This is a genomic window from Arenibacterium sp. CAU 1754, assembly GCF_054482635.1.
In genome coordinates this window covers 341,833-368,292 of sequence record NZ_JBTLRG010000004.1, presented here as the reverse complement: position 1 = coordinate 368,292, position 26,460 = coordinate 341,833, and the positions used below count along the sequence as shown (strand labels likewise).

The window sequence follows — 26,460 nt, the reverse complement described above, 5'->3', positions numbered from 1 at the left end:
GATTTGGGCTCGGCGGATGGAAGCGGTCGTTCGAAAGTTTTCAACAGTCTTTTGATAGTGGCTACTAAGCCCGAAGTCCTCCCAAGAAAGTCTAGGAGCCACTTTCTAGAATGCCCTCGCTATCTTCTTAATGAGTTTTGCCATCTCAGGAATTTCGGCGCTCGTCAGGGAACAGTTCTTAAACTTTTCCAGAGCGGCTTTCTTCAATTTGCTTTTGGCTGAATTTCTTGCGGCGCTGTTAGTCGAATTGAGAGCCATTACATCGTCAACTTGCTCCGCATAAACCGCAGCCAAGATGCTTTCTGGCAGCAATCCTTCGATACATTCTCGTCCTGGCTTATCAATGCCTATAGAGCAAAAATCTCTGTCCGCATTTAGCTCAATCGATTCAAGCTTTCGAGTAACATCTTTTTCTGCATCCAGATCAAAAGTGATAAAAACTCTGTCCAGGCGAGATATCATAAATTGCAAAACTTGCGTATTCTTCAATGCATCTTTTCCGCCATATCCGACGACCTCGATATCGTCTGGTAAACTGTAAATTTCAGGAAACTTACTTTGAAGAGTTTTGAAATAATCAACATCAATCGCACCTTCAACCAAAACTATCCTTGAATTTGCAGAACCAACAATCTTCTTCCATGGTATAAATTCATCCGAAATAACTCCGAGGTTAGCCGCGAATGGCAGCATCCAGTCGTCACCAGATGTGTCTACTCTCTCCGTTTCCTTCAATTTCTTGCGTAACACCTTTCGCTCTAATAGTAGGTTCGCTTCCGGGTTCTTTTGGTTGAGCATATAGGGGCTATGGGTGGTTGCGAGTATCTGAATTCCGAAGTCCTCCGCTAAGTTGTTAAGAACTTTTCCAAATTCTGCTTGCGCTGAAGGATGCAAAAAACTTTCCGGCTCTTCTACAATTACAACTGGTGTCGACCTGTTTTCCGACGCTTGAGATTTTCTAATTCGATCTGCTTCCAAAACAGAAATGAGTACTCGCGTCCTGTTCTGAGTGCCCGAACCCCATCCGCCCAAATTGGCGTCGACGCTCTTATCATTGAGCTTCACATTTAACGGGAAGCGAGATGAGCCACTTCTGTCTAAGGTTGTCAATTCAACGTCATAATTTTCACCAAGCCGCCCTAGAAGCTGCCCTAGCTCTTCTTTGTGTTGCTTCGCTGCATTTTTTACTTTGTTTGAGAGATTGCGCTCGGCGTCAGATATTTTCTTTCGATCCTCTTGAGAAAAGTGGGATTCTAAAACCTCTGTCATCTCACCGGAAAAGTAATAAAGGCGTCGATTGGGAGCCGTGGAATTATGAACCACCAAATTTGCGGCAGACTTAAGTTTCTTTGCAATTTCGCTTGAATTTTGGCTGTCTAGGTCATTGCCGTTAACGCGACATATCAGTTGACTTCCCTCAGCGTCAGGGAACTTTTCAGTGAGCCTGACACGCGCAACATCCCCCTTGATAGGCTCTGCCGCAAATCTTTCTACAACAAAGAAGACCTCCGCATCATCATGGCGATGAAGTTCTAACCTAACAGAAATCTCCATCTCTTTTGTTGAAGACCACTGCGTATGATCACGGGCAAAGGAGAGTGAGTTTTCACCATGCAAATAGGGCCGATCCTCATCGTCAAGGAAGTGACGGATAATGGTGACAACAGCTGTTTTTCCAGCGTTGTTCCGGCCGCTTAAAGTGCAAAAGTCATCTTTAAATTCAACCGTCAAATCTTCAAGGGTGCGGAAACTCTTCGCACCAACTTCACGCAATTTCATCTATCGTTCCGCTTTCCCTACGATTATGTTTATCCACCCTAGCTTGTACCTCTTTATCTGAATAGAAGACTCTCGACTATTTCTGCAACAAACTCCCACTTCCCACCCAAACTTCCCAACGCCACACTTGGTCCCGACCTCTCCCCCAGGCTCACACCCGACCGTTGGTCTTCACCGGAGGCAAGGAGGCAGCAGGGCGTGAACCCTTTGGGCTCTACCGGACCTGCGTCTTGCAATTCTCTGGCCTGGATCCCAAGAAGGCGCACATCTTGCTAACAGGAGCCGGATATGAACGGCCAGACCCAAGGCATTCTGCTCGCCCTGACGGCATTTGCCATCTATGCGGCGCATGACACGCTGATCAAGCTGCTGGGCGGGGCCTATTCCCCGTTTCAGATCGTGTTCTTTTCGGTGCTGTTCTCGTTCCCGCTGACCAGTGTGATGCTGATGCGCGACCGCGCGCCCGGGACGCTGCGCCCGGTGCATCCGTGGTGGATGGCGGTCAGGACCGTGTCGATCGTGATCGCCTCGGGGGCCGCGTTTTACGCGTTTTCCGCGCTGCCGCTGGCCGATACCTATGCGATCCTGTTTGCCATGCCGATCCTTGTGACGGTGCTGGCCATTCCCATTCTGGGTGAGCGGGTGCGCCTGCGCCGCGGTATTGCCATTGTGACCGGCCTGATCGGGGTCGGGATCGTCTTGCAGCCGGGTCAGTCGGAGCTGACCCTTGGCCACGGCGCAGCCCTTGTTGCGGCGTTTGGGTCGGCCCTTGCCTCGACCATCGTGCGGCGGATCGGGCCGGATGAACGCAGCGTCGTCATGCTGCTTTACCCCTCGGTCGCCACCTTTGTGGTCATGGGGGCGATTTTGCCGGCCACCTACCGGCCTATGGCAGGGATCGATTTCGCCCTGTCGGCGATGATCGCGATCCTGGCCTTTGCCGCGATGCTTTTCATGATCGAGGCCTATAAACGCGCCGAGGCCGCGATTGTCGCGCCGATGCAATATTCCCAGATCCTGTGGGCCATCTTTTACGGCTGGTTGCTGTTTGACGAATGGCCCGGCTGGACGACCTTTGCCGGGGTCGGCCTGATCATTGCCTCGGGGCTTTATATCGTCTTTCGCGAGGCGCGCGGCGGCGCGTCGGAACACACTCCCGTTCTGCGCACCCGCAGCCGCGTGGGTACCCCCGCAGCCCCGCGGATCAGCACCGCCCTGCGCCATTTCGGGCTGCTCAAATGAGCGCGCAGAGACCCTTGCCAAAGCGTGCCAATGGATGTACTGCCCCCGTCACGGTCGGAGTGTAGCTCAGCCTGGTAGAGCACTGTCTTCGGGAGGCAGGGGTCGGAGGTTCGAATCCTCTCACTCCGACCAATAAAACAAGGCCCCTGACGGGGCCTTTTGTTTTTTCCGAGAATTGTCCGCAACGATACCCGCAACGTTTCAGGGGGTAATTTGTACGATCTTCGTTCTCACCGGACACCGTCGAGATACATAATCTTCGCCGCTGGAGACCTGCTAACTTCGGTTTTCAGAGCACCCTGTCCATAATCGCAGCCGCTTCCTTTTGTGCCTGCGGGCTGTAAGAACGGTAGACGTCTTCGAGCGTCTCCCGCGAGGTCGCGAAATAGTCAGTCGCCTGCTCGAGTGTCATGCCCGCCATGAAGGCCCATGTCACAGAGGTGTGCTTAAGGGTGTGGGGAGTGACATCAGCCACACCTGCACGCTTAGCAGCGGCTCCGAATGCCTTCTTAACGTCACAAACTGGATTGCCTTCATAGCTGATCACATGGGGGCTTTCCTGATCCCATGTCTTCATTTCCTCAAGCAGCTTGTTGGGGATGCGCACGACACCCTTCTTCTTCTTTGTTTCTTCTTCAGCCTTACCCAAGAAATGGATCACACCACGTTCGAGGTCGACCCAACCACTAGTAAGGGAAGGTACCCATTTCAGACCTAAGATCGCGCCTTTGCGGCGACCTGTCGCCACTGCAATGCGGATAAAACGCCGAACGTGTGGAGCAGAATGGGACAGAAGATCATCGACTTCGCGTTCGGTCAGCCAACGATCCTTGGCCACACCCTTAGGTGGCAACTTCACGGGAGGCGCGTAAGGAATACGCTTGCGCTCTGCTGCCAGCTTCAAGGCTGCATTCAGAGTCCCCATTTCGCGACGCCTAGTCCAAGCGGATTTCTTGCGCCAGCGGACATAGCCTTGTCTGACGTCAGACACATCGAAAACGTCCGGTATGTGAGAGGCCTAAACTCAAAAGTGGGCAGTCAATTGAAAAGAAATGATTTTTTCTGATTTTGGATTTGTCTGATTAAATCAGGTCAACAAAAAAACCAATGCATACTTTAGAATGTTTGAAATCCTCGGGAACTGTACTAAGGTTCCCGTCGTCGCAAGGCGACAACTCTGCGCCAAATCGCTTGTGAAAAGCTGAAGGCGCATACCAACGGGAGGAAACATGTCTAAATCAATCAACCGCAGAAATTTTCTGCGCGGCTCAGCCGTGGTCGGTGCCGGTGCGCTGGCCACTCCGGCCATCGCGGCCAATCACGGCGTCACCCTGAAGATGCAGGCTGCCTGGGGCGGCGGTATCTTTCTTGAGAACGCTCAGTCCTATGTGAAACGCGTCAATGAAATGTCGGGCGGTGCCCTGACAATTGAATTGCTGCCTGTGAACTCGGTCGTGAAAACCAGCCAGATGCAGGATGCTGTGCATCGCGGCGTTCTGGATGCGGCTCACTATGTGCCGGCGTACTGGTATTCAAAATCCAAGGCGGCCTCGCTGTTTGGCACCGGTCCGTGTTTTGGCTGGTCCAGCCAGGAAGTTCTGGGCTGGATCCACTATGGTGGCGGACAGCAACTGTTTGATGAACTGATGGCTTCGCTGGGTTTGAACGTTGTTTCGTTCTTTAACTCGCCAATGCCTGCACAGCCGCTGGGCTGGTTCAAAGAAGAGATCAAAGACGCCAGCCAGATGAAGGGCCTGAAGTACCGGACCGTTGGTCTGGCGGCTGATGTTCTTTTGGAAATGGGTATGTCGGTTGTTCAGTTGCCGGGCGGCGAAATCCAGCCCGCGATGAAATCGGGCCTGATCGATGCGGCCGAATTCAACAACCCGACGTCGGACCGCGACTTTGGTATGCAGGATGTTTCCAAGCATTACCATCTTGCGTCGTTCCACCAGTCTCAGGAATTCTTCGAGTGCACGTTCAACAAGAAGAAGTATGAGTCACTCGCACCTGAACTGCAGGCCATCCTGAAGTACGCGTCGGAGGCTGAAAACTCCAACTTCTACTGGAACAACACCAAGCGGTATGCCGAAGACCTGAAAACCCTGAAAGAAGAGCAGGGTGTCAACGTTTATCGCACCCCGGATTCGGTGATGGCGGAACAGCTGAAAGCGTGGGACATCGTGGTTGACCGCATTTCGGGCGAAGACGAATTCTTTGCCAAGGTCGTTGAATCGCAAAAGGCCTATGCGCAGGAAGTCATGAACTACCTGAACCTGAACCAGCCTGACTATAAGCTGGCCTATGGTCATTACTTCAGCTGAGCTCTGAAAACAGAGACCGTGACGGAGGCCGCCCTTGGGCGCGGCCTCCGTTCAATAATTCATAAAGGGCGCAGGGGGACAAAGCCTTGGTCAAGATAATTCATGCCATCGAAGGGCTAAGCCAATGGGTTGGCAAGGCGTTCGGGTGGTGCATTCTCATCCTGACACTGTCGGTGTCTTACGAAGTGTTCGTTCGCTATGTGCTGAACAGCCCCACGGTGTGGGCGTTCGACATGATGGTGCAGATGTATGGTGCCCTGTTCCTGATGGCGGGCGCCTATGCTCTGGCACAGGATGCGCATGTGCGCGGCGATGTTTTGTACCGCCTGTTTTCCGTCCGGTGGCAGGCGCGGATCGATTTCGTCCTCTATATCCTGTTCTTCTTTCCCGGCATGTTCGCCCTGTTCTGGTATGGCTGGGAAATCGCCGCCGACAGCTGGCGCTACAAGGAAGTCAGCTGGAATAGCCCGGCCCGTATCCAGATTTATTTCTTCAAGACGTTGATCCCCGTAGCCGGCATTCTGCTGATGCTGCAGGGCGTGGCCGAGATGATGCGCTGCTGGCTGGCGATGCGCACCGGCGAATGGCTCCCCCGGATCGATGACGTCCGCGAAACCGAGGACATGCTGATGCATGTCGAAGAAGACCATCCCGAACTTTTCGGCAAGCAGTAGAGATAGACACAGATGACTGATCCTCAAGTTGCCATCGTAATGCTGTGCCTGTTCATCGTACTGGTGCTGCTGGGCTTTCCGATCGCATTCACACTTCTCGCCATGGGCGTCGGGTTTGGATATTACGCTTATTATCAGGGACCGCCTGAAACCCTTTCAGGTATCTTTGACAACAACATCTTCTACCTTCTGAACCAGAACACCTATTCGGTGATGGAGAACGACACGCTGGTCGCCATCCCGCTATTCCTGTTCATGGGATACGTGGTGGAACGGGCCAATATCGTCGACCGGCTGTTCTTTTCGCTCTACATGGCCGCGCGAAACCTGCCGGGGTCGCTGGCTATCGCGGCACTGCTGACCTGTGCGGTGTTCTCGACCGCGTCGGGCATCGTGGGTGCGGTTGTGACCCTGATGGGCCTGCTGGCCTATCCGGCCATGGCCAACGCCGGATATAACCGAAGCTTTGCATCCGGTGTGATCTGCGCGGGCGGAACGCTTGGCATCCTGATCCCGCCGTCGATCATGCTGATCGTTTATGCGGCGATTGCCGAACTGTCCCCCCTGCGTCTCTACGCGGCGGCGGTGTTCCCGGGGCTTTTGCTGGCCGGGCTGTACATCGTCTATGTCATGGTGCGCGTCTGGTTTAACCCGTCACTGGCGCCCAAACCGCTGGATGAGGACGTGCCACCGCCCAAGCAGATCTACAAGGATCTGCTGGTGTCTTTCGTTCCGCTGACCGTTCTGATCATGCTTGTGCTCGGCTCGATCCTGGGGGGGCTTGCCACCCCGGCCGAGGCGGCCGCCATGGGCGCGCTGGGCGGTCTAGTCCTGGCGTTGCTGTACCGGTCACTGACCTGGACCAAGGTCAAGGAAAGCGTTTTCCTGACGGCCAAGGCCACGGCGATGGTGTGTTGGCTGTTCGTGGGCTCATGGACCTTTGCGTCGATCTTTTCCTACCTCGGTGGGCACGATGTGATCGAACACTGGGTCGTTGGCATGAACCTTGAACCCTGGCAGTTCCTGGTTCTGGCGCAGCTGATCATCTTCCTGTTGGGCTGGCCGCTGGAGTGGTCTGAAATCCTGATCATCTTTGTTCCGATCTTCCTGCCGATGCTGGATACGTTTGGCGTGAACCCGTATTTCTTTGCGATGCTGGTGGCGCTGAACCTCCAGACCTCGTTCCTGACACCGCCCATGGCCATGTCGGCCTATTACCTAAAGGGCGTTCTCAAGAACCAGATCGAGCTGATGGAGATCTTCCGTGGCTTGATGCCCTATCTGGGCATCGTGATCCTGTGCATGGTGCTGATGTACCAGTTCCCGGGCATTGCCCTGTGGCTGCCGGATTACCTGTTCGGGGTTTGGGTGCCCTAAGTGAAGCAGGACCTGACACTACTTTCGGCCGCTGCGGCGGCCGAAGCCATCCGTGACGGGCGGCTGACTTCCGAGGCGTTGACCAAGGCCTGCCTTGCCAGGATCGAAGAAACCGAGCCTACGGTTCAGGCTTGGGCCTATCTGGATCCCGAAACCGCGCTGGATCAGGCGCGCGAGATGGACCGAATTCGCCGCGCCGGGCATGCCACGGGGACCCTGCATGGGGTGCCGGTCGGGCTCAAGGATATCGTGGACACGCGCGATATGCCGACCCAGCGCGGATCGACCATCTTTGAGGGCCGCCAGCCTGAGGCTGACGCCTGTATCGTCGAACGCCTGCGCGAGGCAGGTGCCGTCATCATGGGCAAGACGCGCACAACCGAATTGGCCTTTGTGCATCCCACGGTCACCACCAACCCGCATGATCCCACCCGCACGCCGGGCGGGTCGTCCAGCGGGTCGGCGGCGGCGGTGGCGGCCTGTCACGTGCCGCTGGCCGTGGGCACGCAGACCAACGGGTCGGTCATTCGTCCGGCGTCATTTTGTGGGGTCTACGGGTTCAAACCGACGCGCGGCGTGATCTCGCGGCGCGGCGTGTTGCAGACCTCGGTTTCGCTGGACCAGATCGGCGGCTTTGCCCGCACGCTTGAGGACGTCGCGCTTTTGACCGACGCCATCGGCAGTTATGACCCCAACGACCCGCTCAGCTTTGCCCGTCCGCGCCCGCACATGGTGCAGGGCGCGCAGGCCGAGGTGCTGGTCGAACCGGATATCGCGTGGTTTGACCTGCCGTTCAACGACCGTCTGGATGACGATGCGCGCGATGGTCTGATCGCCGTGATGGAAGGGTTGGGCGCACGGGTGGAACGGTTCGATCCCGCCCCGCAAATGGCCGGCCTCGTCGATGTGCAGCGGATCATCCACGAATACGAGATCAACCAGCACCTGAACCAGATGTTCACCGAACACTGGGAACAGATCAGCGAAACGCTGAAACCCGTCATCACCCGCGCCCGGCAGATCAGCCAGGCTGAGTATGAGGACGCGCTGGCGGTCAAAGCCACGGCCGAAGCGTACTTTGTCGAGCATTTCAATGATTTTGACGGTATCCTGGCCCCGTCGGCCACCGGTGAGGCCCCTTTGCTGTCCGCCGGCGGCACAGGGGATCCGGTGTTTTGCACATTGTGGACGCTTGCCGGACTGCCATCATTGACCCTGCCCATACTGGTGGGGGAACACGACCTGCCGATCGGCGTACAGCTGATCGGAGCACAGGAAGAGGACGACCGCCTGTTGCGCACCGCCGCATGGGTGCAATCCACACTGGCCGCATACGGCCAAGAAACGGAGTAATCACATGTCCCGTCCAGTCAATATCATCATGGGGATCATCGGTACCGCGCTCATGGCCATTTTCGTGCTCGGCCTGTCGCAGAGCATCGCAACAGGGTTTGCCGGATTCTGGGGTGGTCTGCCCTTCGCGGTCATCGCCGTCGTGGTCATCGCCATGGCGCTCTATAACTTCTGGGAAGACACGATCAAAAAGGACTGATCAGATGGGTGAAAAACCTGTCCTTTGGATGCCGCGCCGCCTGTCGGAGGCGACCATCGCCCGTGCACGGCGCGATTATGACCTGATCCTGAACGAGGCGGATACGCCCGGAACGGCGGATGAGATCATCGCGATGAGCGCACGTGCCGATGCCATGATCCCCTGTCATTCCGAACATTTCACCGCCGACGTTGTCGACAAGCTGGACCCGCGGCTGAAAATCATCGCCAACCATTCGGTCGGGGTCGATCACTGCGATCTGTCCGCACTGGCCGAACGCGGGATCGTTGTGACCAACACGCCTGATGTTCTGTCCGATGCAACGGCGGAAATCGCCATGCTGCTTATGCTGGGCGCGGCCCGGCACGCCGTGGCGGGTGACCGGCTGGTACGGACCGGGCAGTGGGACAATTGGAGCCCATCCTTCATGGTGGGCAAACAGGTCACCGGTGCCCGCGTGGGAATCGTCGGCATGGGGCGCGTCGGGCGGGCCTTTGCCGCCAAGGCGCGCGGGTTCGACATGAAGGTTCATTACTTCAACCGCAGCCGCCTGAGAACGGAACTGGAGCGCGGCGCCGTGTATCACAGCTCTGTCGAAAGCCTGTTGGAAGTATCGGATTTCCTGTCGCTGCATTGCCCTGCGACGCCCGAAACAACCGATTTGATGAACGCCGAACGGTTTGCCATGCTGCCCGAGGGGGCGGTTCTTGTGAACACGGCGCGCGGCGCGCTGGTGGACGAAGACGCGCTGCTCAACGCGCTCGGGACCGGACGGCTGGCAGCGGCGGGGCTGGATTGCTTCAAGGTTGAACCGGGCGGAAACCCGGCCTTTGCGGCGCATGACAATATCTTCATGTTGCCGCATATAGGCAGTGCAACGGTCAAGACGCGCGATGCCATGGGATTTCGCGCGCTGGATAATCTGGATACGTTTTTCTCGGGCGGGGCGCCGCGCGACAAACTTTAATTGACGGGGAAGAATGATGGCGAAACTTGCGTTTTTTGGGCTGGGTGTCATGGGTTATCCGATGGCGGGGCACCTACAAAAGGCCGGTCACGACGTGACGGTGTACAACCGAACCGCCGCCAAGGCCGAAAAATGGGTCGGTGAACATGGTGGCGCCATGGCCGCCACCCCGCGTGAGGCGGCGCAGGGCGCCGACTTTGTGATGGCCTGTGTTGGCAATGACGATGATCTGCGCTCGGTCGTAGTGGGCGATGATGGCGCCCTTGCCGGGATGTCGGAGGGGACCTGTTTCGTCGATCACACGACCGTTTCGGCCGCCGTCACAAGCGAATTGTTCGACGCCGCCAAGGCAAAAGGCGTGGATTTCGTCGACGCCCCCGTTTCGGGGGGGCAGGCCGGGGCGGAAAACGGCGTTTTGTCGATCATGTGTGGCGGAACGCAGGCGGCATACGACCGGGCCGAACCAATCATGCAGGTCTATTCTCGCATTTGTCGCCGCATTGGCGAAAGCGGCGCAGGGCAGATGACCAAGATGTGTAACCAGATCGCGATCGCCGGCCTGGTGCAGGGCCTGTCCGAGGCGCTGCATTTTGCCGAGCAGGCCGGGCTGGACGGGCGAGCGGTGGTCGAGGTGATCAGCCAGGGCGCAGCAGGCAGCTGGCAGATGTCCAACCGGTACGAAACCATGCTGGATGATCATTTCGACCATGGGTTCGCCGTGGACTGGATGCGCAAGGATCTGGGCATTTGCCTCAGCACCGGAAACGATATCGGCGCCAGCCTGCCGGTCACCGCTTTGGTCGATCAGTTCTACAAGGACGTCCAGAAAATGGGCGGCGGTCGTTGGGACACCTCCAGCCTGATCAAGAGATTGAAATAAGACCGGTTTCAGCGCTGCACCTTGGCAGCAATTGCATCATGAACCCCGCTTCCGAATGTTTCGGAAGCGGGTTTTTCTTTCTCCTGTGCCGGTTGAGTGAACAAGTCAAAACCGGCAGTTACAGGTCCGGCCAACGCGCGTGCGCGAACCCGGAAACCTTCAAAATTTCCCCTGTTGCGGGCGCTCGGATTCACCCATTCGCGCCATGCGGGAATAACCCTGCGTTATATTCTGTTTTCCTAATTTGTGACCGCGCTTTGTCACAAACCCGCCTCAATCGAACGGAAAAGGCAGGACCAGAAAAACGCGCGTTTGAGGCAGGCAGAAGATGGCAACGTATCAAGTTCAGTTTTACAATTTCGACCCGGCAACGGTTTTTGGCACCACGGTCGGGTCGACCTACCTCTATGCGCAAGAGGCGCTTCCCTCGGGCACCGCGACCATAACCGACAACCAGTTCGGCATCGACGGGGCGACGCTCGATGATGACAACGCGGGCGAAACCGCGACCATTACCGCCACGATCAACGGCAACACGTCCTTCGGCGTGCCGACGGATGCGGAAATTGTCTGGACCATTCTGGATCAGACGACCGGCGAAACCTTCGAGATCGTGCAACTGGACATCGAAGGCGGGGGCGCAGGCGGATTTTATACCCTGTCCGAACAGCCGCTTATCCAGGGCCACACGTACGAGGTTCTCGCCTATGACACCTTTCCCGATGCCGGCGCGGGGGACACGACATTTCAATGGACCGACTACGTAGGCGTGGTGGACGGAACCGGCGGCGATGACACGATCACGCCGGGATACACCGACACCCAGGGGGACGTGGTCGAGGGTGAAACAGTTGAGTCCGTCTTCAGCTGGGAAGCGCTGGGCGACGGGGCAACCGGGACCAGTTTCAATCAGACGGTCAATGATGTTCAGGTTGCCGTCACAATTGCGGATGACGGCGCATTCGAAACTGCCACGGTCGTCAACGACCCGGTCTATAACGGACCAGGTGAAACTTTTGATACCGACAGTTCGCTGCTGATCACCGGTGACAACGACCTGAATGACGATGGTATCGTCGATCAGGGCAACAACACAGCGACCATCACGATCGATTTCTCAGCCGCAACGACGTCGGTCGAGGATGAAGTGCAGAATGTCATCTTCCGTATCAATGACTTTGACGTGGCGGCCTTTGTCGATATCGCGACGATCACGGCATATGATGCAGACGGGAATCCAGTTCCAGTTACGATCACCGGCGGTGGGTTTCAGACTGTCAATGGAAACACGGTCACCGGCACGGGTACGGCCGGATCGGACTGGGCCGAAGGGTCTGTCCTGGTGGAAATTCCCGGACCGGTCAGCCAGATCGTCTTCGACTATGACAACGGCGGCGTGAACACCCAGGGTATCTGGCTGTCAGACATCCAGTTCGATGCGGTCAGCACCTTTTACGACGATGTGATCGATGCGGGCGATGGCGCCGACGTCATCGACGCGGGCCTTGGTGATGATGTGGTCTATGCCGGGACCGGCGATGATGTGATCACCGGCGGCGCGGGTGACGACACGCTTTATGGCGGGGCCGGGAGCGACACGTTCATCGGCGGCGAAGGGGCGGACGTCAACGACGGCTCGACCGGGCAGGATACTGTCGATTACACGGGGTCCGATGCAGCGGTGAACGTCGACCTGTCGACGGGCACGTTCTCGGGCGGCTATGCCGAGGGCGACACTGGTCCGGGGATCGATGGCATCATCGGGTCTGATTTTGACGACACCCTGATCGGGTTTGACGGTCAGGGCTTTGGCCCGGATGCCTATACCAACATTCTGGACGGCGGCGCGGGCGACGACTTTATCGATGGTCGGGCGGGCGACGACATTTTGTTCGGCGGCGACGGTACTGACACCATCATCGGCGGTGCGGGGGCCGACACTCTGGACGGTGGCGCCGGCGACGACATTCTGAGCATCGGTGGCGGCGATACCGCCGACGGCGGTGCGGGCGATGACACGTTCAACATGGACGCAAGCCTGCTGGACGGGAGCGACATTTATGTCGACGGCCTGGAAACGGCCGAAGACGGAACCGGCGACGCCTTGTTCCTGAACGGGTCGATCGTCGAAGGATCGATCGTCAAGGATCCGAACAATCCCGAAAACGGATACGCCACGCTGATCGGCGGCGGCACGATCTTTTTCAGCAATATCGAGCGGATCATCTGCTTTGCACGCGGGACGTTCATTGAAACGGAGCAGGGACCCCGTGCCATCGAAACCCTGCGCGCCGGCGATTTGATCGTGACCCGCGATCACGGTCTGCAACCATTGCGCTGGACCGGATCGCGCACCGTGGCTGCAACCGGAGATTTCGCGCCCATTCGCCTGCGCAAAGACGCATTGGACAACAAGCGGGACCTGATCGTTTCGCCCCAGCACCGTATGTTGATCACAGGCTGGCGCGCTGAAATCCTGTTTGGTGAAACCGAGGTTCTGGCTGCGGCCAAGCATCTGGTGAATGACCGTGACATCAGCTGTCAGGAAGGCGGCATGGTGGAATATTTCCACCTGATGTTCGACCGGCACGAGGTCATTTTTGCCGAGGACGCGCCGACCGAAAGCTTTCATCCCACCGAAGAATCTTTGGAAGCGCTGGATGAACCTGCCCGGGACGAGCTTTTGACCCTGTTCCCCGAACTGCGCGTTTCACCTGCCAATCACGGTGACACGGCCCGCCGCTGCCTGCGCAGTTTCGAGGCCCGTTTGCTGGCGGCGTAAGCCCGGATTACAATTCCGACTGATCGAGGCCGTCGGCCAGCAGGTCCCACACCCTGCGGATGCGGGGCGTTTGGCGCATCGCCTGATGGGCGGCGAGCCAGACTTCGAGTGGCGGAATTGACAGGCCAAAATCCAATTCCTCAAGCAAGGGATCAGCGCGCCCGACGTTGCGTTGGGAAAAACCGATGCCGCACCCGGCGCGCACCAGCTCCCAATAGGCGGATTGGTTGTCACAGCGCACGACAAAATCCTCGCGGGTTGCGGGCCAGCCCATGTCGCGCATGGTGCGCATGATCAAATCACTGTTGTCATAGCCGATCAGGTCGAAATCCATCAACTCTTCCACACTCTGCGGGCGCCCTGCCCGCTGAAGATAGGACTTGGCGGCAAAGATCCCCAATTCAAGCGTGGTGATATGACGGGTCACGATATCCATCTGCGTCGGGCGGTACATCCGCACGGCGATATCTGCCTCGCGGAACAGCAGGTTTTCGGGCCGGTCGGTCGGGATCAGAACCAGATTGATGCTGGGTTCCTGCGCCCGGATATGGGCCAGAACCGGCGGCAAAACGTAATGCGAGGCAAAGACGCTGGCCGTGATTCGCACCGTCCCTGCGAGGGTCTGGGACTGTCCTGCGGCGGTCAATGACAGGGCGTTCATCGCCGCATGCATCTGGCGTGCCATCGGCAACAGGTCGGCCCCTGCATCGCTCAGGCGGAGACCACGTGCGTGACGCTCGAACAGGTCAGTCCCCAGACTGGTTTCCAAGGCGTGAATCTGACGTCCCAGGGTCGGCTGGCTGCGCCCCAACTGGCGCGCTGCCGCAGACAGCGAACCGTGGTCCGCAACGGCAAGAAAGCTTTGGATCAGGGACCAATCCGTATCGTGGTCAGAGTCATCCATTCATTAATGAATAGCATATCGTCGGATTTCGGCAATATCCCCAGGGAATATGAATGGCTAGCTTTATTCATACACCGTCAGACCGAAAGGACGAAACCATGCAACAGACTGTACTTATCCTTGGCGCATCGGGCCGGTTTGGCCGCAATGCTGCGCTTGCCTTTGAAGCCGCCGGTTGGACCGTGCGCCGGTTCGACCGCGCACGTGATGACCTGAGCCGCGCCGCCTGGGGGGCGGATGTCATCGTGAACGGGTGGAACCCGCTCTATCCCGATTGGCAGCGTCAGGTGCCCATGATGACCCAACAGGTGATCCGCGTGGCCAGACAGACCGGCGCCACGGTTGTCATCCCCGGAAATGTTTATGTTTTCGGCGAGGGTTCGCCGGACCTGTGGTCGCAAACTACCCCGCATGGGGCGCGCAACTCGCTGGGCAAGCTGAGGATCGACATGGAGCGGGCCTATGCCGCGTCCGGGGTAAAGACCATCGTGCTGCGCGCAGGCGATTACATTGATACCGGAGCGACCGGGAACTGGTTCGACAAGGTGCTGATCAGATCGCTGAACCGGGGAGTATTCACCTATCCCGGTGATCCGGACGTGCCGCATGCCTGGGCCTATCTGCCCGACGTGGCCCGCGCGGTCGTTGACCTGGCCGAAATGCGCGATAGCCTGCCTGTTTTTTCCGATATCCCCTTTCCGGGCTACACGCTCAGCGGCCGTCAGTTGGCGGCGGTCGTTGACCGGATCACTCCCCAGACTGTACGGCTGAAACATATGTCCTGGCTTCCCGTGATTCTGCTGCGCCCGGTCTGGGGCATGGCCCGGTATTTTCTGGAAATGCGCTATCTCTGGTCCAAGCCGCACGCCTTGGACGAGACGAAGTTTCGCGCACTTCTTCCCGACTTTCGCGATACGCCGGTCGAAACGGCAGTGGCTTCGGCCCTGCCCGAGGGGTCAGTCGATCGCCAGGTCCACCCAGACGAGGCGGTGTCGGCTGGCCGCTGAAACGATGTCATGATGATCAGACCCGGGGGCGGGCCAGTCTACGCCAGCCCCCGCAACATGCCAGTCTGCCGAAGGCAGGACGTAATCCACGCGCAACCGCCCGGGCCCCTGCCAATCCACGGTGTCCAGTGCATTGTCGCCGCTGTGGCCCTGATCGGGGGCCAGTTTGGCCCCATCGCTGCGCGGGGCAGGGTCCCGGAGGCGTGGATCGTCCAGCAGCGCCCGGATTGCCGCCTGCCGCCCGTCACTGTCGAACGGATCAAGGTTTGCGCCGCCGGCCAGAACGAACCGCCCGGCGGGGGCAGGGCCAAGGGCGCCGTCCAGAATGGAGCGCCACAGCAAAATCTCATCATGGTTGCGCCGCCCGTTGCGGTCTTCGGGGCCGTCGAACACGGGTGGTCCGGCCTGAAACGTCATCAGCGTCAGGGTCTGCCCGTTGGGCAGGCTGATCGGAACCAGCCAATGGCCGGTACTGGAGAGCCGTTGAACCGATTGGACTGCTGCACTGGGAAAGGGGCTGCCGTCGGGGTGCACCGGCAAATTGGCGCCGGGCGCATCCCGCCACAGCAGCGTGCCAAAGTCGCGCGCCTGGCCGGCAAGGATGGGAAAGTGCGACAAGACAGCAATCCCACCCTGGCCGGAGAACGCCCCGAACCCCTGCGCATCACCCGGGCCGCCCAGCTTGCCATCCCCGTCAAGGTCCAGATCGGTGGCAAGGCCGCTGTTTGGCCGCAAGGCAAACCTGTGGCGATAGTCGATCCCGGCGCCCTTGAGAGCGCGGGCAAAGGCGGAAAGCGCTGTGCCGTCGTGATCCCAGTCAAACCCCTGCACCGCAAGGACGTCCGGCCGGTTGCGGGCGATGACCGCGACCACGGCGGCGATCTGCGGGTCACTTCCGCGCTGAAGGTCGCGCAGCAAAAGGCCCGGCCCCTTGCGGGACAATTCGGTGTTGTAGGTGGCAATCCGCAGCGTTTCTGCCCATGCGGTTTGGGCACAGATCAGACTGAGCGCGGCAAAAAGACCGGCGCGCCACAGCATCATGCGGTTTGGATGGCCTCGGCGTTGGCGTAAACGCGGCGGCGTTTTTCCTCGATCAGTTCGGCAATGCGCGACATGGCCACGCCGCGCATGATCATGCTGGCGGGCAGGAAAGCCCAGGCACTGATCGTCCAGATCATGGTTTGCGGATCGCTCATCGAGATCGGATCAATCAGGTCCGAGGCCAGTTTGATCACGGCCGGAATGATGAACGGCAACAGGAATCCGACGATGATGTTGATCCGCGCGTCCCGCTGCAGGCGATGTACGACATCGCCGCCGGTGGTCGGATCAAACAAGGGCAGGTTTACCCAGACGTTGAAGGCGCCGCTGCTGATCGGCCAACCCAGAATGCGCACGGCAAAGAGGAACGCGAGCACTGTGCTGAGCGCGATGACATACGAGACACCCGCCGCGGCGCGCACACTATCGACCGTGTGGCTGAGCGAATCCGCCGGCAGCATCAGGATGACCAAGCGCACGGGCGAATAGGGGAAATCGGTCAGCTTGCCCACCAACCCGCTGAGCCCGGCAAAGATCCCGGTCATGGTGGTCGGAGAATAGCTGTGTTTCGCGGCGATGGTCAGGATGAAGAACATCAGGAACAACGCAATGAAACGCATGCGGTTCATCGGCGGGGCATCGCGGAATTCGATAAAGCTGGGAAAGTCTGTGTTGTATTCGGCAAAGGTCAGAGTACCGGCCAAAATGGCAAGCAAGGCAACCATCTCGGTCGCGTCAGATGTATATCCCGGAAGCAACAACGAAGGAGTTGCCACCAGCAATGCCACCAATATGCCGCGCATTCCTGCGCCAGTAATCCGTCCGAACACTGTCCGATCCCTTCAAACTGGATAGACTCGATACTTTGTCGTGCCCTTGTCCAACTTGATCCCACCCATTCGGGGGGTGCCCTTTTGTTATAGGCGTATTACTGCCGACAACAGGGTCACCACTCAAGCCGTGCCCTTAAATGACACGGAATTTGGGGCAAAATCATGGAGAAACTGGTGCCATCTTGCATCAATTTTGATGCACGCTTGGTGTCGAATCAGTTCAGCACACAAGATATAGGGCAAATCATTGTTTACGTAGGGGAAACAAAAGAGGCCGGGCATTAACCCGGCCTCAATTCACTCAGAATCGTATCGATTGTTCAGGATCGGGCCTTAAACCCAAGGACGTTCCTGCCGTGCTTTCGCCTCAAATGTGTCGATCGACGCTTCTTTCGCCATGGTCAGTCCGATGTCGTCCAGACCCTCAAGCAGGCAGTGTTTCTTGAACGAGTCGACCTCGAACGGGAACTCTTCGCCATCGGATGTCGTGATGATCTGGTTCTCCAGATCCACGGTCATCCGGGCGTTGGCGCCCTTTTCGGCGTCCTTCATCAGAACATCGACCTGGTCCTGGGGCAGGGCGATGGGCAGAATGCCGTTCTTGAAGCAGTTGTTATAGAAGATGTCGGCAAAGCTGGGTGCGATGACGCAGCGGATGCCGAAATCCTTGATCGCCCAGGGCGCGTGTTCGCGCGAGGACCCGCAACCGAAATTGTCGCCCGCCACCAGGATCTCGGCTTTGCGATACTGCGGTTTGTTCAGGACGAAATCGGGGATTTCGTTGCCCTGACGGTCAAAGCGCATCTCGTCGAACAGGTTCACACCCAGGCCCGAACGTTTGATCGTCTTCAGGAACACCTTGGGGATGATCATATCCGTGTCGATATTCACAAGCGGCATGGGTGCCGCGACACCGGTGATCTTTTCGAACTTGTCCATTACATCATCTCCCGAACGTCGGTCAGGTGACCGGTGATGGCAGCGGCTGCGGCCATTGCCGGCGAAACAAGGTGCGTGCGGCCCTTATAGCCCTGACGCCCCTCGAAGTTGCGATTCGAGGTCGAGGCACAGCGCTCGCCCTCGGACAGTTGGTCGGGGTTCATGGCCAGACACATGGAGCATCCCGCCAGACGCCATTCGAAACCGGCCTCCTTGAAGATGTCGGCAAGGCCTTCTTCCTCGGCCTGCGCCCGGACAAGACCGGACCCCGGAACGATCATGGCGCGCAGACCGTCCTTGATCTTCTTGCCCTTCAGGATTTCGGCCGCGGCGCGCAAATCCTCGATCCGGCCGTTGGTGCAGGATCCGATGAACACGGTGTCGATTTCGATGTCGGTCAGCTTCTGACCGGGGGTCAGGCCCATGTATTCAATCGCGCGCTTGGCCGCTTCGACCTTGCCGCCCTTAAAATCCTCGGGGCTGGGAACCACGCCGGAAATCGGCAGCACGTCCTCGGGCGAGGTGCCCCATGTCACGACCGGTTCGATCTCTTCGCCTTTCAGCGTCACCACCTTGTCCCAATGTGCGTCGTCATCGGAGTACAGCGTCTTCCACCATGCCAGTGCGGCCTCCCACTGGGCGCCCTTGGGGGCGTGGGGGCGGCCCTTGACGTATTCGAACGTCTTGTCGTCCGGCGCGATCAGGCCTGCGCGGGCACCGCCTTCGATGGCCATGTTACACACGGTCATGCGCCCTTCCATCGACAGATCACGGATCGCTTCGCCGCAATATTCGATGACGTAACCGGTCCCGCCGGCGGTGCCGGTTTCGCCGATCACGGCAAGGGTGATGTCCTTGGCGGTCACACCCGGGCGCAGTTTGCCGGTGATTTCGACCTTCATGTTCTTCGACTTTTTCTGGATCAGCGTCTGGGTGGCCAGAACATGTTCCACTTCGGACGTGCCGATGCCGTGTGCCAGCGCGCCGAAGGCACCATGGGTTGCCGTGTGGCTGTCCCCACAGACGACGGTCATGCCCGGCAGGGTCCAGCCCTGTTCGGGGCCGACAATGTGCACGATGCCCTGACGGATGTCGGACACCGGGTAATAGTGAATGCCGAAATCCTTGGCGTTCTTGTCGAGGGCTTCGACCTGAATGCGGCTGTCCTCGGTCATGGTTTCGGCGTTGGCGCGGTCCAGCGTGGTGGGGACGTTGTGGTCCGGCACGGCGATGGTCTTGTCCGGGGCGCGCACGTCGCGGCCCGCCATGCGCAGACCTTCAAAGGCCTGCGGGCTTGTCACCTCGTGCACGAGGTGGCGGTCGATATAGAGCAGGCATGTGCCATCCTCGGCCTCGTCAGCGACGTGGGCATCCCAGATTTTATCATAGAGTGTCTTGGGGGACATTGGTCCTCTCCCGTTCGTTAGATCATTCAAATGGTCGAAATAGAGGGGGTGCGCGCCTTATAGGCACGCTAGAATGGTGTGCGTCGCACCAAAGAAACGCCAAGGCAGGCGCGCGCGGTCATCCATATCAAAAATCCGTGTCATACCCGCCCACATAATGTGGATTGAGGATTCCATCAAGCGCACTTGAAGCCTTGTTCGCCTGTGAACTTGAAAGATCTCATTGAACTTGCCGGTTTCACGGCCCGATCCCCTGTTTCGGGACCTGTACGCGTCACGCAGGGACACGGCGCCGCGACGGCCCATACCGCCAAAAGGGGCTGCGGTGGGCCGCGTGTGCCGAAACCGCTGCCCTTTTGCAATTATGTGCAACCATTTCCGCCCCTTGCGTGTTATCCAGACAAGGAACACGTAGGGAGCAGGCATGGAGCCACAGTCCGAGACCGCCGAGGTCGCCCAGGAAATCGCGCTGGACCTATGGGCCGCCGCGCAAGCATTTTTGGAAGGGTTGCTGCGCCCGTGGAACGCCTATCAGGTCGGCATCGCGCTGGCCTTGTTTCTCGTGGTGCGCCTGCTTGGGGGTATCCTGGGCCCCCGGCTGCATGAGTGGATGCGCGCGCGGTCAGGCTGGCCGAAATGGCGGTTGCGCAGTCTCGTGGTCATTCACAAGCAACTGAGGCTCATTCTGTTCGTCATGCTGATCTGGCCTGCGGTCTGGATCATGCGCGAAATGACCTGGCCGTCGCGATCCTATCTGCTGGGCATCATTGCCCAATTGGCGCTGGGCTGGTTGTTGATCGCCATTCTGACACGTCTGATCAGCAATTCGTTCATGCGCAGTGTCGTGCGTTTCACGGGCTGGGCCTGGGTCACGTTGTCGATCCTGAACCTGACCGATGATACGCAGCGCCTGTTGGACAGTGTGGCCGTATCACTGGGTGAAACACGGCTGTCGCTGTGGCTTTTGCTTCAGGCCGCAGCACTGTTGACGGTTTTGTTCCTGATCGCACGTTTCGTATCAACGACCAGCGCCTCGCGTATCCGCACGAATGATTCGATTTCGCCGTCCATGCAGGTGCTGGCGGTGAAGTTCCTTCAGGTCGTCCTTTATGGCGCGGCCTTTTTCATCGGGTTGCGCGTTGTCGGGGTGGACCTGACGGGTCTTGCGGTCCTGTCCGGTGCCATCGGCGTGGGCATCGGTTTTGGCCTGCAAAAGGTGGTGTCCAACCTGGTGTCGGGGGTGATCATCCTGCTCGACAAGTCGATCAAGCCCGGCGACGTGATTTCCCTGGGCGATACCTTTGGCTGGATCGACAGCCTTGGCGCGCGCTACGTGTCGGTCGTCACCCGCGACGGCAAGGAATACCTGATCCCGAATGAGGACCTGATCACCAGCCAGGTGGTGAACTGGTCGCATTCGGACAAGTTCGTGCGCCTCGATATCCATTTTGGCACCTCTTACGGGGACGATCCGCACAAGGTGCGGGATGTGGCCATCAAGGCGATGGACGGGGTCAGCCGGGTACTAACCAGACCCAACAAGCCGGTGTGCCATGTGACGGGCTTTGGCGACAGCAGCGTCGATTACATCCTGCGGTTCTGGATAAGCGACCCGTCGGACGGGCTGACCAACATCAAGGGGCAGGTGTATCTGGCGCTCTGGGATGCCTTCAAGGCGAACGATATTGCCTTTCCCTTTCCGCAGCGTGAGGTGCGATTGCTGGGTGACGCGCCTGAAAATGATGATAAACCGACCTTTTCCTAGGCGTGTGCCTGCCAATGACCCAAGGTTTCGTTGAAATTTCATGCCCGGATTGCTAACTTTGCATCATCCCCAGCGCCGGGGGATCGGCCGGCGCGTCAAAAGGAGGACACTGTCCTGTCAACCCATGCTGAGGCGGCACTGCCCGCTGACGATCGGGCCACTGCTATGAAGGCCCAACCCCAGCCAACCAGCGAAGAGCTGTTGGCACGTATTCTGACATCACTGGATGACGACAAGGCCGAAGATGTCGTGCAGATCGATCTGCGCGGCAAAACAGCCATTGGCGACTACATGGTCATCGCAACCGGCCGGTCGACGCGGCAGGTCTCGGCCATGGCGGAAAAGCTGGTGGATCGGCTGAAGCAGGACTTTGGCCGCTTGTCCAAAGTCGAAGGCAAGGATACCGGCGACTGGGTGCTGATCGATACGGGCGATGTGATCGTCCATATTTTCCGCCCCGAAGTGCGGGAATTCTATCAGCTTGAAAAGATGTGGCTTCCGGGCGCATCGGCCAGCTGAGCACCTGTTTGACTGGCCGCGCCCCGCGGCCCGAGGTCTGATGTCATGCGAATACATGTCTGTGCGGTCGGCCGCCTGCGCGCCGGACCCGAGAAAACCCTTATTGACGACTACCTGACCCGGTTTGACAAAACCGGCCGCGCGCTGGGCCTTGGGCCTGCGCGGATTGTCGAGGTGGATGACCGCAAGGGCGGTGGCATGGCGGGGGAGGCCGAGGTGTTGCGCCGGTCCATTCCCAAAGGGGCGCTGATCTTGACCCTGGATGAGCGGGGCCGCACGCTGACCTCGCCCGAATTCGCCGATCACCTGGGCCGCTGGCGCGATGCCGGACGCGGCGATCTGGCCGTGATCATCGGCGGCGCGGATGGCATCGACCCGGCGCTGCGCGCGGAGGCCGATTTTTCCCTGTCGCTGGGGGCGATGGTCTGGCCACACATGATGGTGCGGGTAATGATTGCCGAACAGCTCTATCGTGCCGCGACGATATTGGCCGGGGGGCCCTATCACCGCGTGTGACCGGAGCGCCTGCGGCGCATTCCATTATTGGCTGCACTGCGTGCAGGTTGGGGCTCTGCCCCAAACCCCGGAGTTTTTCCAGCAAGATGAAGGATGTTACTTCAGCGGAACCTCGATCATCTCGCCAGCCCATCCATCGACCAGGCACCGGGCCTGAACCTGCACCATCGCGGTGCCATCGGGAATGGAAACGCCCCCGAGGGAGCGAGTGAAAGGTTGCTCCTGAACATGGGGGTGGGCCAGAACGCGCAGCCCCAGTTCCTTGCCATCCATGTCCAGCACCCGCCAGCCATCGGCATAATGATCCCAGCCGGTATCGGGGTGGGACAGCGTCACATCAAAGCGCCAGGTGTCAACGGTCCGCGCAGCGGTCACTTTTTCGATTTCAGGGTCATCGGCCAGCAGGGGCGTGGCGATCAGGCAGAGCAGGGCAGAGGCAATCAGTTTCATGATGCCAGTTTAGCGGCGAAGCGGGTCCAGTGCGATCACGAGTCCGTGTCGGGCGGGGTCTGCAGCAGGATCGTGCGGGATTGGGACGCGAATTCGCGCCGCCACAGGACCGCAACTGTGATCAGCGCCGCGCCCATCAGGGGCAGCGCCCCCAGCAGCCAGGCGGTTGCGGCCAGCGAGAAATACGTGGAGCGCATGCCGCGGTTGAAACTGCGCGCTGCGGTGATGTTGAGTTCGGCCGACTGTGCCGCGCGCGGGTATGTCAGGGGTGCGTCCACCGCGTTCGGCACCGCAGCCATCAGCACCGAGCAATAGCCGAACAGCCGGTTCGCCCAGACGTATTTCAGAAATGCGTTTGTCAGGAACAGCAGCACCAGCAGCAGTTTGATTTCCCAGTACATCGCCGGCGCATCCGCCAGCATGAGATCCTGGGCCAGCCCTGCCAGTTGATCGGTATTGCCGATCAGGGCCAGCCCGCCGCCGATTGCGATCATCGAAGCCGATGCGAAGAACGCCGTGCTTTGCCGCAGGTTGCCCACAAGCTGTGCGTCGAAAATTCGCGGTTCGCGGGTGACCATGTTCTTCATCCAGTCGCGACGGAAGGATTCCATGAGAATGGAAACCGACGGGCGGCGGGCTGAGGGATGCTCGATTCGCCATCCGATCCACAGCCAGCCGAAGACCAGAACGGCAACTGCGGCGACGTCCCATGTTGAAAAAATGCTGAAAGGTGGCAGCAAGGTCATGAAGTGGAGTCCGGCGTCATGGGTTTCACCTTGCTCTTTCGTTTAATTGGTAATATTAATTTACCAAAATTACATCAGATCGGAGGCCTTACATGGAAATGCCAGCTCCTAACCCGGCTATTCTGGCGCGAAAGGCCCGACTGGTCGAGCGTCTGATGCAGGTTTTGCCCCGTGACGCGGTGATTTTCGACGAGGCTGAAACCCGCGCCTATGAGTGCGATGCGCTGACGGCCTACAAGTGTCCGCCTCTTTTGGCCGTTCTGCCCGACAGCACGCAGCAGGTGTCGGACGTTCTGCGCATCTGTCACGAAATGGGGGTGCCAGTGGTGCCGCGCGGGTCAGGCACGTCGTTGGCCGGGGGGGCCTTGCCGACCGCAGACAGCGTCATCCTGGGTGTGGCCCGGATGAACGACGTTTTGGAAACCGATTACGAGAACCGGATCATCCGGGTGCAGACCGGACGTACAAACCTGTCGGTGACCGGGGCGGTCGAGGAAGAGGATTTCTTTTATGCCCCGGACCCCTCGAGCCAATTGGCCTGTGCCATCGCGGGTAATATCGCGATGAATTCGGGCGGGGCGCACTGCCTGAAATACGGGGTGACGACCAATAACCTGCTGGGCGTGACCATGGTGATGATGGACGGCAGCGTCGTGGAGATCGGCGGGGCCCATCTGGATTCCGGCGGTCTGGACCTGTTGGGGGTCATCTGTGGCTCCGAAGGGCAGTTGGGCGTGGTGACCGAGGCCACACTGCGCATCCTGCGCAAACCCGAGGGCGCGCGCCCGGTGCTGATGGGATTTGACAGCAACGAAGTGGCGGGCGCCTGTGTGTCCGATATCATCAAGGCGGGTGTTCTGCCCGTAGCGATCGAATTTATGGACCGCCCCTGTATCGAGGCGTGCGAGGCTTTTGCCCATGCGGGGTACCCGATGTGTGAGGCGTTGCTGATTGTCGAGGTCGAGGGATCGGAGGCCGAAATCGACGCACAACTGAGCGTCATCAAGGAGATCGCCACCCGTCACAATCCGGTCGAACTACGCGAAGCGCAGGATGCGGATGAGGCCGGGCGGATCTGGCTGGGCCGCAAGAGTGCCTTTGGCGCGATGGGGCAAATCAACGATTACATGTGCCTGGACGGAACGATTCCGGTCACGTCGCTGCCCTATGTTTTGCGCCGGATCGGCGAGATGAGCAAGGAATTCGGGCTGGATGTGGCCAATGTGTTTCATGCCGGGGACGGCAATATGCACCCGCTGATCCTGTTTGATGCAAACAAGCCTGGAGACCTGGAGATCTGCGAGGCCTTTGGGGCCGAGATCCTGAAGCTGTGTGTCGAGGCGGGCGGATGCCTGACCGGGGAGCATGGGGTGGGGATCGAAAAGCGCGATCTGATGCTGCATCAGTATACGCCAGAGGACCTGGAAGCGCAGATGGCGGTCAAGGATGTGTTTGATCCGGCCTGGTTGCTGAACCCGGCCAAGGTGTTTCCCCTGTCAATCACGCAAGAGCGGTGGCAGGCGTTGATGGCAGCCGAGTAAGTGGGGGCCAGCCCCCACACCCCCGGAGTTTATTGAGCAAGATGAAGATGATGATACCTCAGAACGAGGCCGAACTGGCCGCTGCGATTTTGGATGCGCACGGGCCGCTGGCGATCCGGGGGGGCGCAACGCGTGGCGTCGAGCCGGCGGGCGCGCCCCTTTCGGTTGCGGGGATCCGCGGTGTGGATCTGTATGAGCCGGGCGCGCTGACGCTGGTGGCGTGGGCTGGCACGCCGCTGGCCGAGATCGAGGCAGTACTGGCGGCCGAAAACCAGCGGTTGGCGTTTGAGCCGATGGATCACCGCGGTCTGTTGGGGACGCAGGGCGAGCCGACCATCGGGGGCGTGGTGGCGGCCAATGTGTCGGGGCCGCGTCGGGTGCAGGTGGGAGCCTGCCGCGATCACCTTTTGGGTGTGCGGTTCATCGACGGGCAGGGCACCGTGGTCAAGAACGGCGGGCGGGTGATGAAGAATGTGACCGGCTATGATCTGGTCAAGCTGTTAGCCGGAAGCTGGGGCACCCTGGGGGTGTTGAGCCAGGTGTCGCTCAAGGTTTTGCCGCAGGCGGAAACGCAAAACACGTTGCTGGTAAATGTGCCGGGTGCGGCGGATGCGGTGCGCGCCATGTCGGCGGCGTTGGGATCGCCGTTCGAAGTGTCCGGTGCGGCCTTTGGTGCCGGGCTGAGCGAGGATAGCCCAAGGGTGGCGATCCGGATCGAAGGATTTGACGAGTCAGTCGGGTATCGCGCCGGTCGTCTGACGGATCTGCTGGCCCCATTCGGGGAGGTGACATTGATCGATGATGCCGACAAGTCTGCCCGATTGTGGCATGCGGTGTGTGATGTGGCGCCGTTCCACGGCAAGGACGGGGATGTCTGGCGGGTGTCGGTGAAACCGTCGGATGCGCCGGACCTGGCAGCGCGGTTTGAGGCCGAAGGGCTGTTGTTCGATTGGGGCGGCGGGCTGATCTGGGCACGCGTGCCCGAGGGGACAGATTTGCGCGCCCGCGCGGGTGGGTTTCAGGGCCATGCGACCATTGTGCGGGCCAGCGCGGACACGCGAACGCGCCTTGGCATGTTCCAGCCCGAACCGGCGCCATTGGCTGCGATCAGCAGCGGCCTACGCCAGAGGTTTGATCCCAAGGGGATTTTGAATCCCGGGCTTATGGGGGTTTAAGCGTTGATGGGACTCCTGACCGCGCTGCCGGTTTCGCATTT

At 59.2% G+C, this 26,460-nt stretch carries 24 protein-coding genes and 1 tRNA gene; 16 read left to right on the top strand and 9 right to left on the bottom strand.

The features are described 5' to 3' along the window. Nucleotides 1-105: 105 nt before the first annotated feature. Nucleotides 106-1,779, bottom strand: a complete 1,674-nt coding sequence (locus ACXYMO_RS16430) for an ATP-dependent nuclease (RefSeq protein WP_458879813.1) — start codon at nt 1,777-1,779, stop codon at nt 106-108. Between the two features lie 288 nt (nt 1,780-2,067). Here ACXYMO_RS16430 and ACXYMO_RS16425 point away from each other — a divergent pair, with 288 nt between their 5' ends. Both ACXYMO_RS16425 and ACXYMO_RS16420 read left to right on the top strand, forming a co-directional pair. Further along, nucleotides 2,068-3,021, top strand: coding sequence for a DMT family transporter (locus tag ACXYMO_RS16425; RefSeq protein ID WP_458879812.1), 954 nt, complete (start codon nt 2,068-2,070; stop codon nt 3,019-3,021). 55 nt (nt 3,022-3,076) lie between these two features. Next, a tRNA-Pro gene (locus tag ACXYMO_RS16420) sits at nt 3,077-3,153 on the top strand. Between the two features lie 157 nt (nt 3,154-3,310). Here ACXYMO_RS16420 and ACXYMO_RS16415 read toward each other — a convergent pair. Beyond that, nucleotides 3,311-3,946, bottom strand: coding sequence for a tyrosine-type recombinase/integrase (locus ACXYMO_RS16415; protein ID WP_458879811.1), 636 nt, complete (start codon nt 3,944-3,946; stop codon nt 3,311-3,313). A gap of 304 nt (nt 3,947-4,250) precedes the next feature. Between ACXYMO_RS16415 and ACXYMO_RS16410 the strand changes: the two genes are divergently transcribed. The 8 genes from ACXYMO_RS16410 to ACXYMO_RS16375 all read left to right on the top strand — a co-directional run bounded on the left by ACXYMO_RS16410 (nt 4,251) and on the right by ACXYMO_RS16375 (nt 13,577). Further along, nucleotides 4,251-5,345, top strand: a complete 1,095-nt coding sequence (locus tag ACXYMO_RS16410) for a TRAP transporter substrate-binding protein (protein WP_458879810.1) — start codon at nt 4,251-4,253, stop codon at nt 5,343-5,345. Nucleotides 5,346-5,431: 86 nt separating this feature from the next. Continuing rightward, a complete protein-coding gene (locus tag ACXYMO_RS16405) occupies nt 5,432-6,019 on the top strand; it encodes a TRAP transporter small permease subunit (protein ID WP_458879809.1) in 588 nt (195 codons plus the stop codon). A 12-nt stretch (nt 6,020-6,031) separates the two neighbouring features. Beyond that, nucleotides 6,032-7,396 (top strand): TRAP transporter large permease, encoded by a 1,365-nt coding sequence (locus ACXYMO_RS16400; RefSeq protein ID WP_458879808.1) that lies wholly within the window; start codon nt 6,032-6,034, stop codon nt 7,394-7,396. Beyond that, complete coding sequence (locus ACXYMO_RS16395) at nt 7,397-8,749, top strand: amidase (RefSeq protein WP_458879807.1); 1,353 nt, start codon at nt 7,397-7,399, stop codon at nt 8,747-8,749. It abuts the gene before it with no gap. Between the two features lie 4 nt (nt 8,750-8,753). Then, complete coding sequence (locus tag ACXYMO_RS16390) at nt 8,754-8,948, top strand: hypothetical protein (RefSeq protein WP_458879806.1); 195 nt, start codon at nt 8,754-8,756, stop codon at nt 8,946-8,948. A gap of 4 nt (nt 8,949-8,952) precedes the next feature. Then, nucleotides 8,953-9,915 carry a 2-hydroxyacid dehydrogenase gene (locus tag ACXYMO_RS16385; RefSeq protein WP_458879805.1) on the top strand — a complete coding sequence of 321 codons (963 nt, stop codon included), beginning with the start codon at nt 8,953-8,955 and terminating at the stop codon, nt 9,913-9,915. Nucleotides 9,916-9,931: 16 nt separating this feature from the next. Next, entirely contained in the window at nt 9,932-10,795 is an 864-nt protein-coding gene (locus ACXYMO_RS16380) for an NAD(P)-dependent oxidoreductase (protein WP_458879844.1), read from the top strand. A 328-nt stretch (nt 10,796-11,123) separates the two neighbouring features. Then, on the top strand, nt 11,124-13,577 hold the full coding sequence (locus tag ACXYMO_RS16375) for a Hint domain-containing protein (RefSeq protein ID WP_458879804.1): 2,454 nt from the start codon (nt 11,124-11,126) through the stop codon (nt 13,575-13,577). Between the two features lie 7 nt (nt 13,578-13,584). On the opposite strand, the gene ACXYMO_RS16370 is transcribed toward ACXYMO_RS16375, so the two are convergent. Next, nucleotides 13,585-14,481 carry a LysR family transcriptional regulator gene (locus tag ACXYMO_RS16370; protein ID WP_458879803.1) on the bottom strand — a complete coding sequence of 299 codons (897 nt, stop codon included), beginning with the start codon at nt 14,479-14,481 and terminating at the stop codon, nt 13,585-13,587. A gap of 98 nt (nt 14,482-14,579) precedes the next feature. Here ACXYMO_RS16370 and ACXYMO_RS16365 point away from each other — a divergent pair, with 98 nt between their 5' ends. Further along, entirely contained in the window at nt 14,580-15,488 is a 909-nt protein-coding gene (locus tag ACXYMO_RS16365) for a Rossmann-fold NAD(P)-binding domain-containing protein (protein WP_458879802.1), read from the top strand. Here ACXYMO_RS16365 and ACXYMO_RS16360 read toward each other — a convergent pair. The 4 genes from ACXYMO_RS16360 to leuC form a co-directional block, all read right to left on the bottom strand. After that, nucleotides 15,438-16,529 (bottom strand): endonuclease/exonuclease/phosphatase family protein, encoded by a 1,092-nt coding sequence (locus ACXYMO_RS16360; RefSeq protein WP_458879801.1) that lies wholly within the window; start codon nt 16,527-16,529, stop codon nt 15,438-15,440. The two genes, ACXYMO_RS16365 and ACXYMO_RS16360, sit on opposite strands and share 51 nt — an antisense overlap. Continuing rightward, nucleotides 16,526-17,359, bottom strand: coding sequence for a hypothetical protein (locus tag ACXYMO_RS16355; RefSeq protein WP_458879800.1), 834 nt, complete (start codon nt 17,357-17,359; stop codon nt 16,526-16,528). Before ACXYMO_RS16355 ends, ACXYMO_RS16360 begins: the two co-directional genes overlap by 4 nt. Nucleotides 17,360-17,695: 336 nt before the next feature. Then, on the bottom strand, nt 17,696-18,301 hold the full coding sequence (leuD, locus tag ACXYMO_RS16350; RefSeq protein ID WP_458879799.1) for a 3-isopropylmalate dehydratase small subunit: 606 nt from the start codon (nt 18,299-18,301) through the stop codon (nt 17,696-17,698). Then, on the bottom strand, nt 18,301-19,707 hold the full coding sequence (gene leuC, locus ACXYMO_RS16345) for a 3-isopropylmalate dehydratase large subunit (protein ID WP_458879798.1): 1,407 nt from the start codon (nt 19,705-19,707) through the stop codon (nt 18,301-18,303). The genes leuD and leuC overlap by 1 nt, the downstream gene beginning before the upstream one ends. Nucleotides 19,708-20,131: 424 nt before the next feature. Here leuC and ACXYMO_RS16340 point away from each other — a divergent pair, with 424 nt between their 5' ends. From ACXYMO_RS16340 to rlmH, 3 genes are all read left to right on the top strand, one after another. Continuing rightward, nucleotides 20,132-21,472, top strand: coding sequence for a mechanosensitive ion channel family protein (locus tag ACXYMO_RS16340; RefSeq protein ID WP_458879797.1), 1,341 nt, complete (start codon nt 20,132-20,134; stop codon nt 21,470-21,472). 165 nt (nt 21,473-21,637) lie between these two features. Beyond that, entirely contained in the window at nt 21,638-21,991 is a 354-nt protein-coding gene (gene rsfS / locus ACXYMO_RS16335; protein ID WP_458879796.1) for a ribosome silencing factor, read from the top strand. A gap of 45 nt (nt 21,992-22,036) precedes the next feature. After that, a complete protein-coding gene (rlmH, locus tag ACXYMO_RS16330) occupies nt 22,037-22,507 on the top strand; it encodes a 23S rRNA (pseudouridine(1915)-N(3))-methyltransferase RlmH (protein ID WP_458879795.1) in 471 nt (156 codons plus the stop codon). Between the two features lie 96 nt (nt 22,508-22,603). Here rlmH and ACXYMO_RS16325 read toward each other — a convergent pair whose 3' ends face one another. Together ACXYMO_RS16325 and ACXYMO_RS16320 are read right to left on the bottom strand one after the other, a co-directional pair. Continuing rightward, nucleotides 22,604-22,957: a hypothetical protein gene (locus ACXYMO_RS16325; protein WP_458879794.1), complete on the bottom strand. Its 354-nt coding sequence runs from the start codon at nt 22,955-22,957 to the stop codon at nt 22,604-22,606. Nucleotides 22,958-22,992: 35 nt separating this feature from the next. Continuing rightward, the gene (locus ACXYMO_RS16320) at nt 22,993-23,703 is read right to left on the bottom strand and encodes a DUF599 domain-containing protein (protein WP_458879793.1); all 711 of its coding nucleotides are present in this window, start codon (nt 23,701-23,703) and stop codon (nt 22,993-22,995) included. Between the two features lie 92 nt (nt 23,704-23,795). On the opposite strand from ACXYMO_RS16320, the gene ACXYMO_RS16315 reads away from it, so the two are divergent. Further along, nucleotides 23,796-25,244, top strand: a complete 1,449-nt coding sequence (locus ACXYMO_RS16315; protein WP_458879792.1) for an FAD-linked oxidase C-terminal domain-containing protein — start codon at nt 23,796-23,798, stop codon at nt 25,242-25,244. Nucleotides 25,245-25,294: 50 nt separating this feature from the next. After that, nucleotides 25,295-26,419, top strand: a complete 1,125-nt coding sequence (locus ACXYMO_RS16310) for an FAD-binding protein (protein ID WP_458879843.1) — start codon at nt 25,295-25,297, stop codon at nt 26,417-26,419. Nucleotides 26,420-26,460: the final 41 nt, after the last annotated feature.

What these genes read in the sequence shown, in the direction of transcription:
- ACXYMO_RS16430 (WP_458879813.1), bottom strand. Translation starts at nt 1,779, where the DNA reads ATGAAATTGCGTGAAGTTGGTGCGAAGAGTTTCCGCACCCTTGAAGAT.
- ACXYMO_RS16425 (WP_458879812.1), top strand. Translation starts at nt 2,068, where the DNA reads ATGAACGGCCAGACCCAAGGCATTCTGCTCGCCCTGACGGCATTTGCC.
- ACXYMO_RS16415 (WP_458879811.1), bottom strand. Translation starts at nt 3,946, where the DNA reads ATGGGGACTCTGAATGCAGCCTTGAAGCTGGCAGCAGAGCGCAAGCGT.
- ACXYMO_RS16410 (WP_458879810.1), top strand. Translation starts at nt 4,251, where the DNA reads ATGTCTAAATCAATCAACCGCAGAAATTTTCTGCGCGGCTCAGCCGTG.
- ACXYMO_RS16400 (WP_458879808.1), top strand. Translation starts at nt 6,032, where the DNA reads ATGACTGATCCTCAAGTTGCCATCGTAATGCTGTGCCTGTTCATCGTA.
- ACXYMO_RS16390 (WP_458879806.1), top strand. Translation starts at nt 8,754, where the DNA reads ATGTCCCGTCCAGTCAATATCATCATGGGGATCATCGGTACCGCGCTC.
- ACXYMO_RS16385 (WP_458879805.1), top strand. Translation starts at nt 8,953, where the DNA reads ATGGGTGAAAAACCTGTCCTTTGGATGCCGCGCCGCCTGTCGGAGGCG.
- ACXYMO_RS16380 (WP_458879844.1), top strand. Translation starts at nt 9,932, where the DNA reads ATGGCGAAACTTGCGTTTTTTGGGCTGGGTGTCATGGGTTATCCGATG.
- ACXYMO_RS16375 (WP_458879804.1), top strand. Translation starts at nt 11,124, where the DNA reads ATGGCAACGTATCAAGTTCAGTTTTACAATTTCGACCCGGCAACGGTT.
- ACXYMO_RS16370 (WP_458879803.1), bottom strand. Translation starts at nt 14,481, where the DNA reads ATGGATGACTCTGACCACGATACGGATTGGTCCCTGATCCAAAGCTTT.
- ACXYMO_RS16365 (WP_458879802.1), top strand. Translation starts at nt 14,580, where the DNA reads ATGCAACAGACTGTACTTATCCTTGGCGCATCGGGCCGGTTTGGCCGC.
- ACXYMO_RS16360 (WP_458879801.1), bottom strand. Translation starts at nt 16,529, where the DNA reads ATGATGCTGTGGCGCGCCGGTCTTTTTGCCGCGCTCAGTCTGATCTGT.
- leuD (WP_458879799.1), bottom strand. Translation starts at nt 18,301, where the DNA reads ATGGACAAGTTCGAAAAGATCACCGGTGTCGCGGCACCCATGCCGCTT.
- leuC (WP_458879798.1), bottom strand. Translation starts at nt 19,707, where the DNA reads ATGTCCCCCAAGACACTCTATGATAAAATCTGGGATGCCCACGTCGCT.
- ACXYMO_RS16340 (WP_458879797.1), top strand. Translation starts at nt 20,132, where the DNA reads ATGGAGCCACAGTCCGAGACCGCCGAGGTCGCCCAGGAAATCGCGCTG.
- rsfS (WP_458879796.1), top strand. Translation starts at nt 21,638, where the DNA reads ATGAAGGCCCAACCCCAGCCAACCAGCGAAGAGCTGTTGGCACGTATT.
- rlmH (WP_458879795.1), top strand. Translation starts at nt 22,037, where the DNA reads ATGCGAATACATGTCTGTGCGGTCGGCCGCCTGCGCGCCGGACCCGAG.
- ACXYMO_RS16325 (WP_458879794.1), bottom strand. Translation starts at nt 22,957, where the DNA reads ATGAAACTGATTGCCTCTGCCCTGCTCTGCCTGATCGCCACGCCCCTG.
- ACXYMO_RS16320 (WP_458879793.1), bottom strand. Translation starts at nt 23,703, where the DNA reads ATGACCTTGCTGCCACCTTTCAGCATTTTTTCAACATGGGACGTCGCC.
- ACXYMO_RS16315 (WP_458879792.1), top strand. Translation starts at nt 23,796, where the DNA reads ATGGAAATGCCAGCTCCTAACCCGGCTATTCTGGCGCGAAAGGCCCGA.
- ACXYMO_RS16310 (WP_458879843.1), top strand. Translation starts at nt 25,295, where the DNA reads ATGATACCTCAGAACGAGGCCGAACTGGCCGCTGCGATTTTGGATGCG.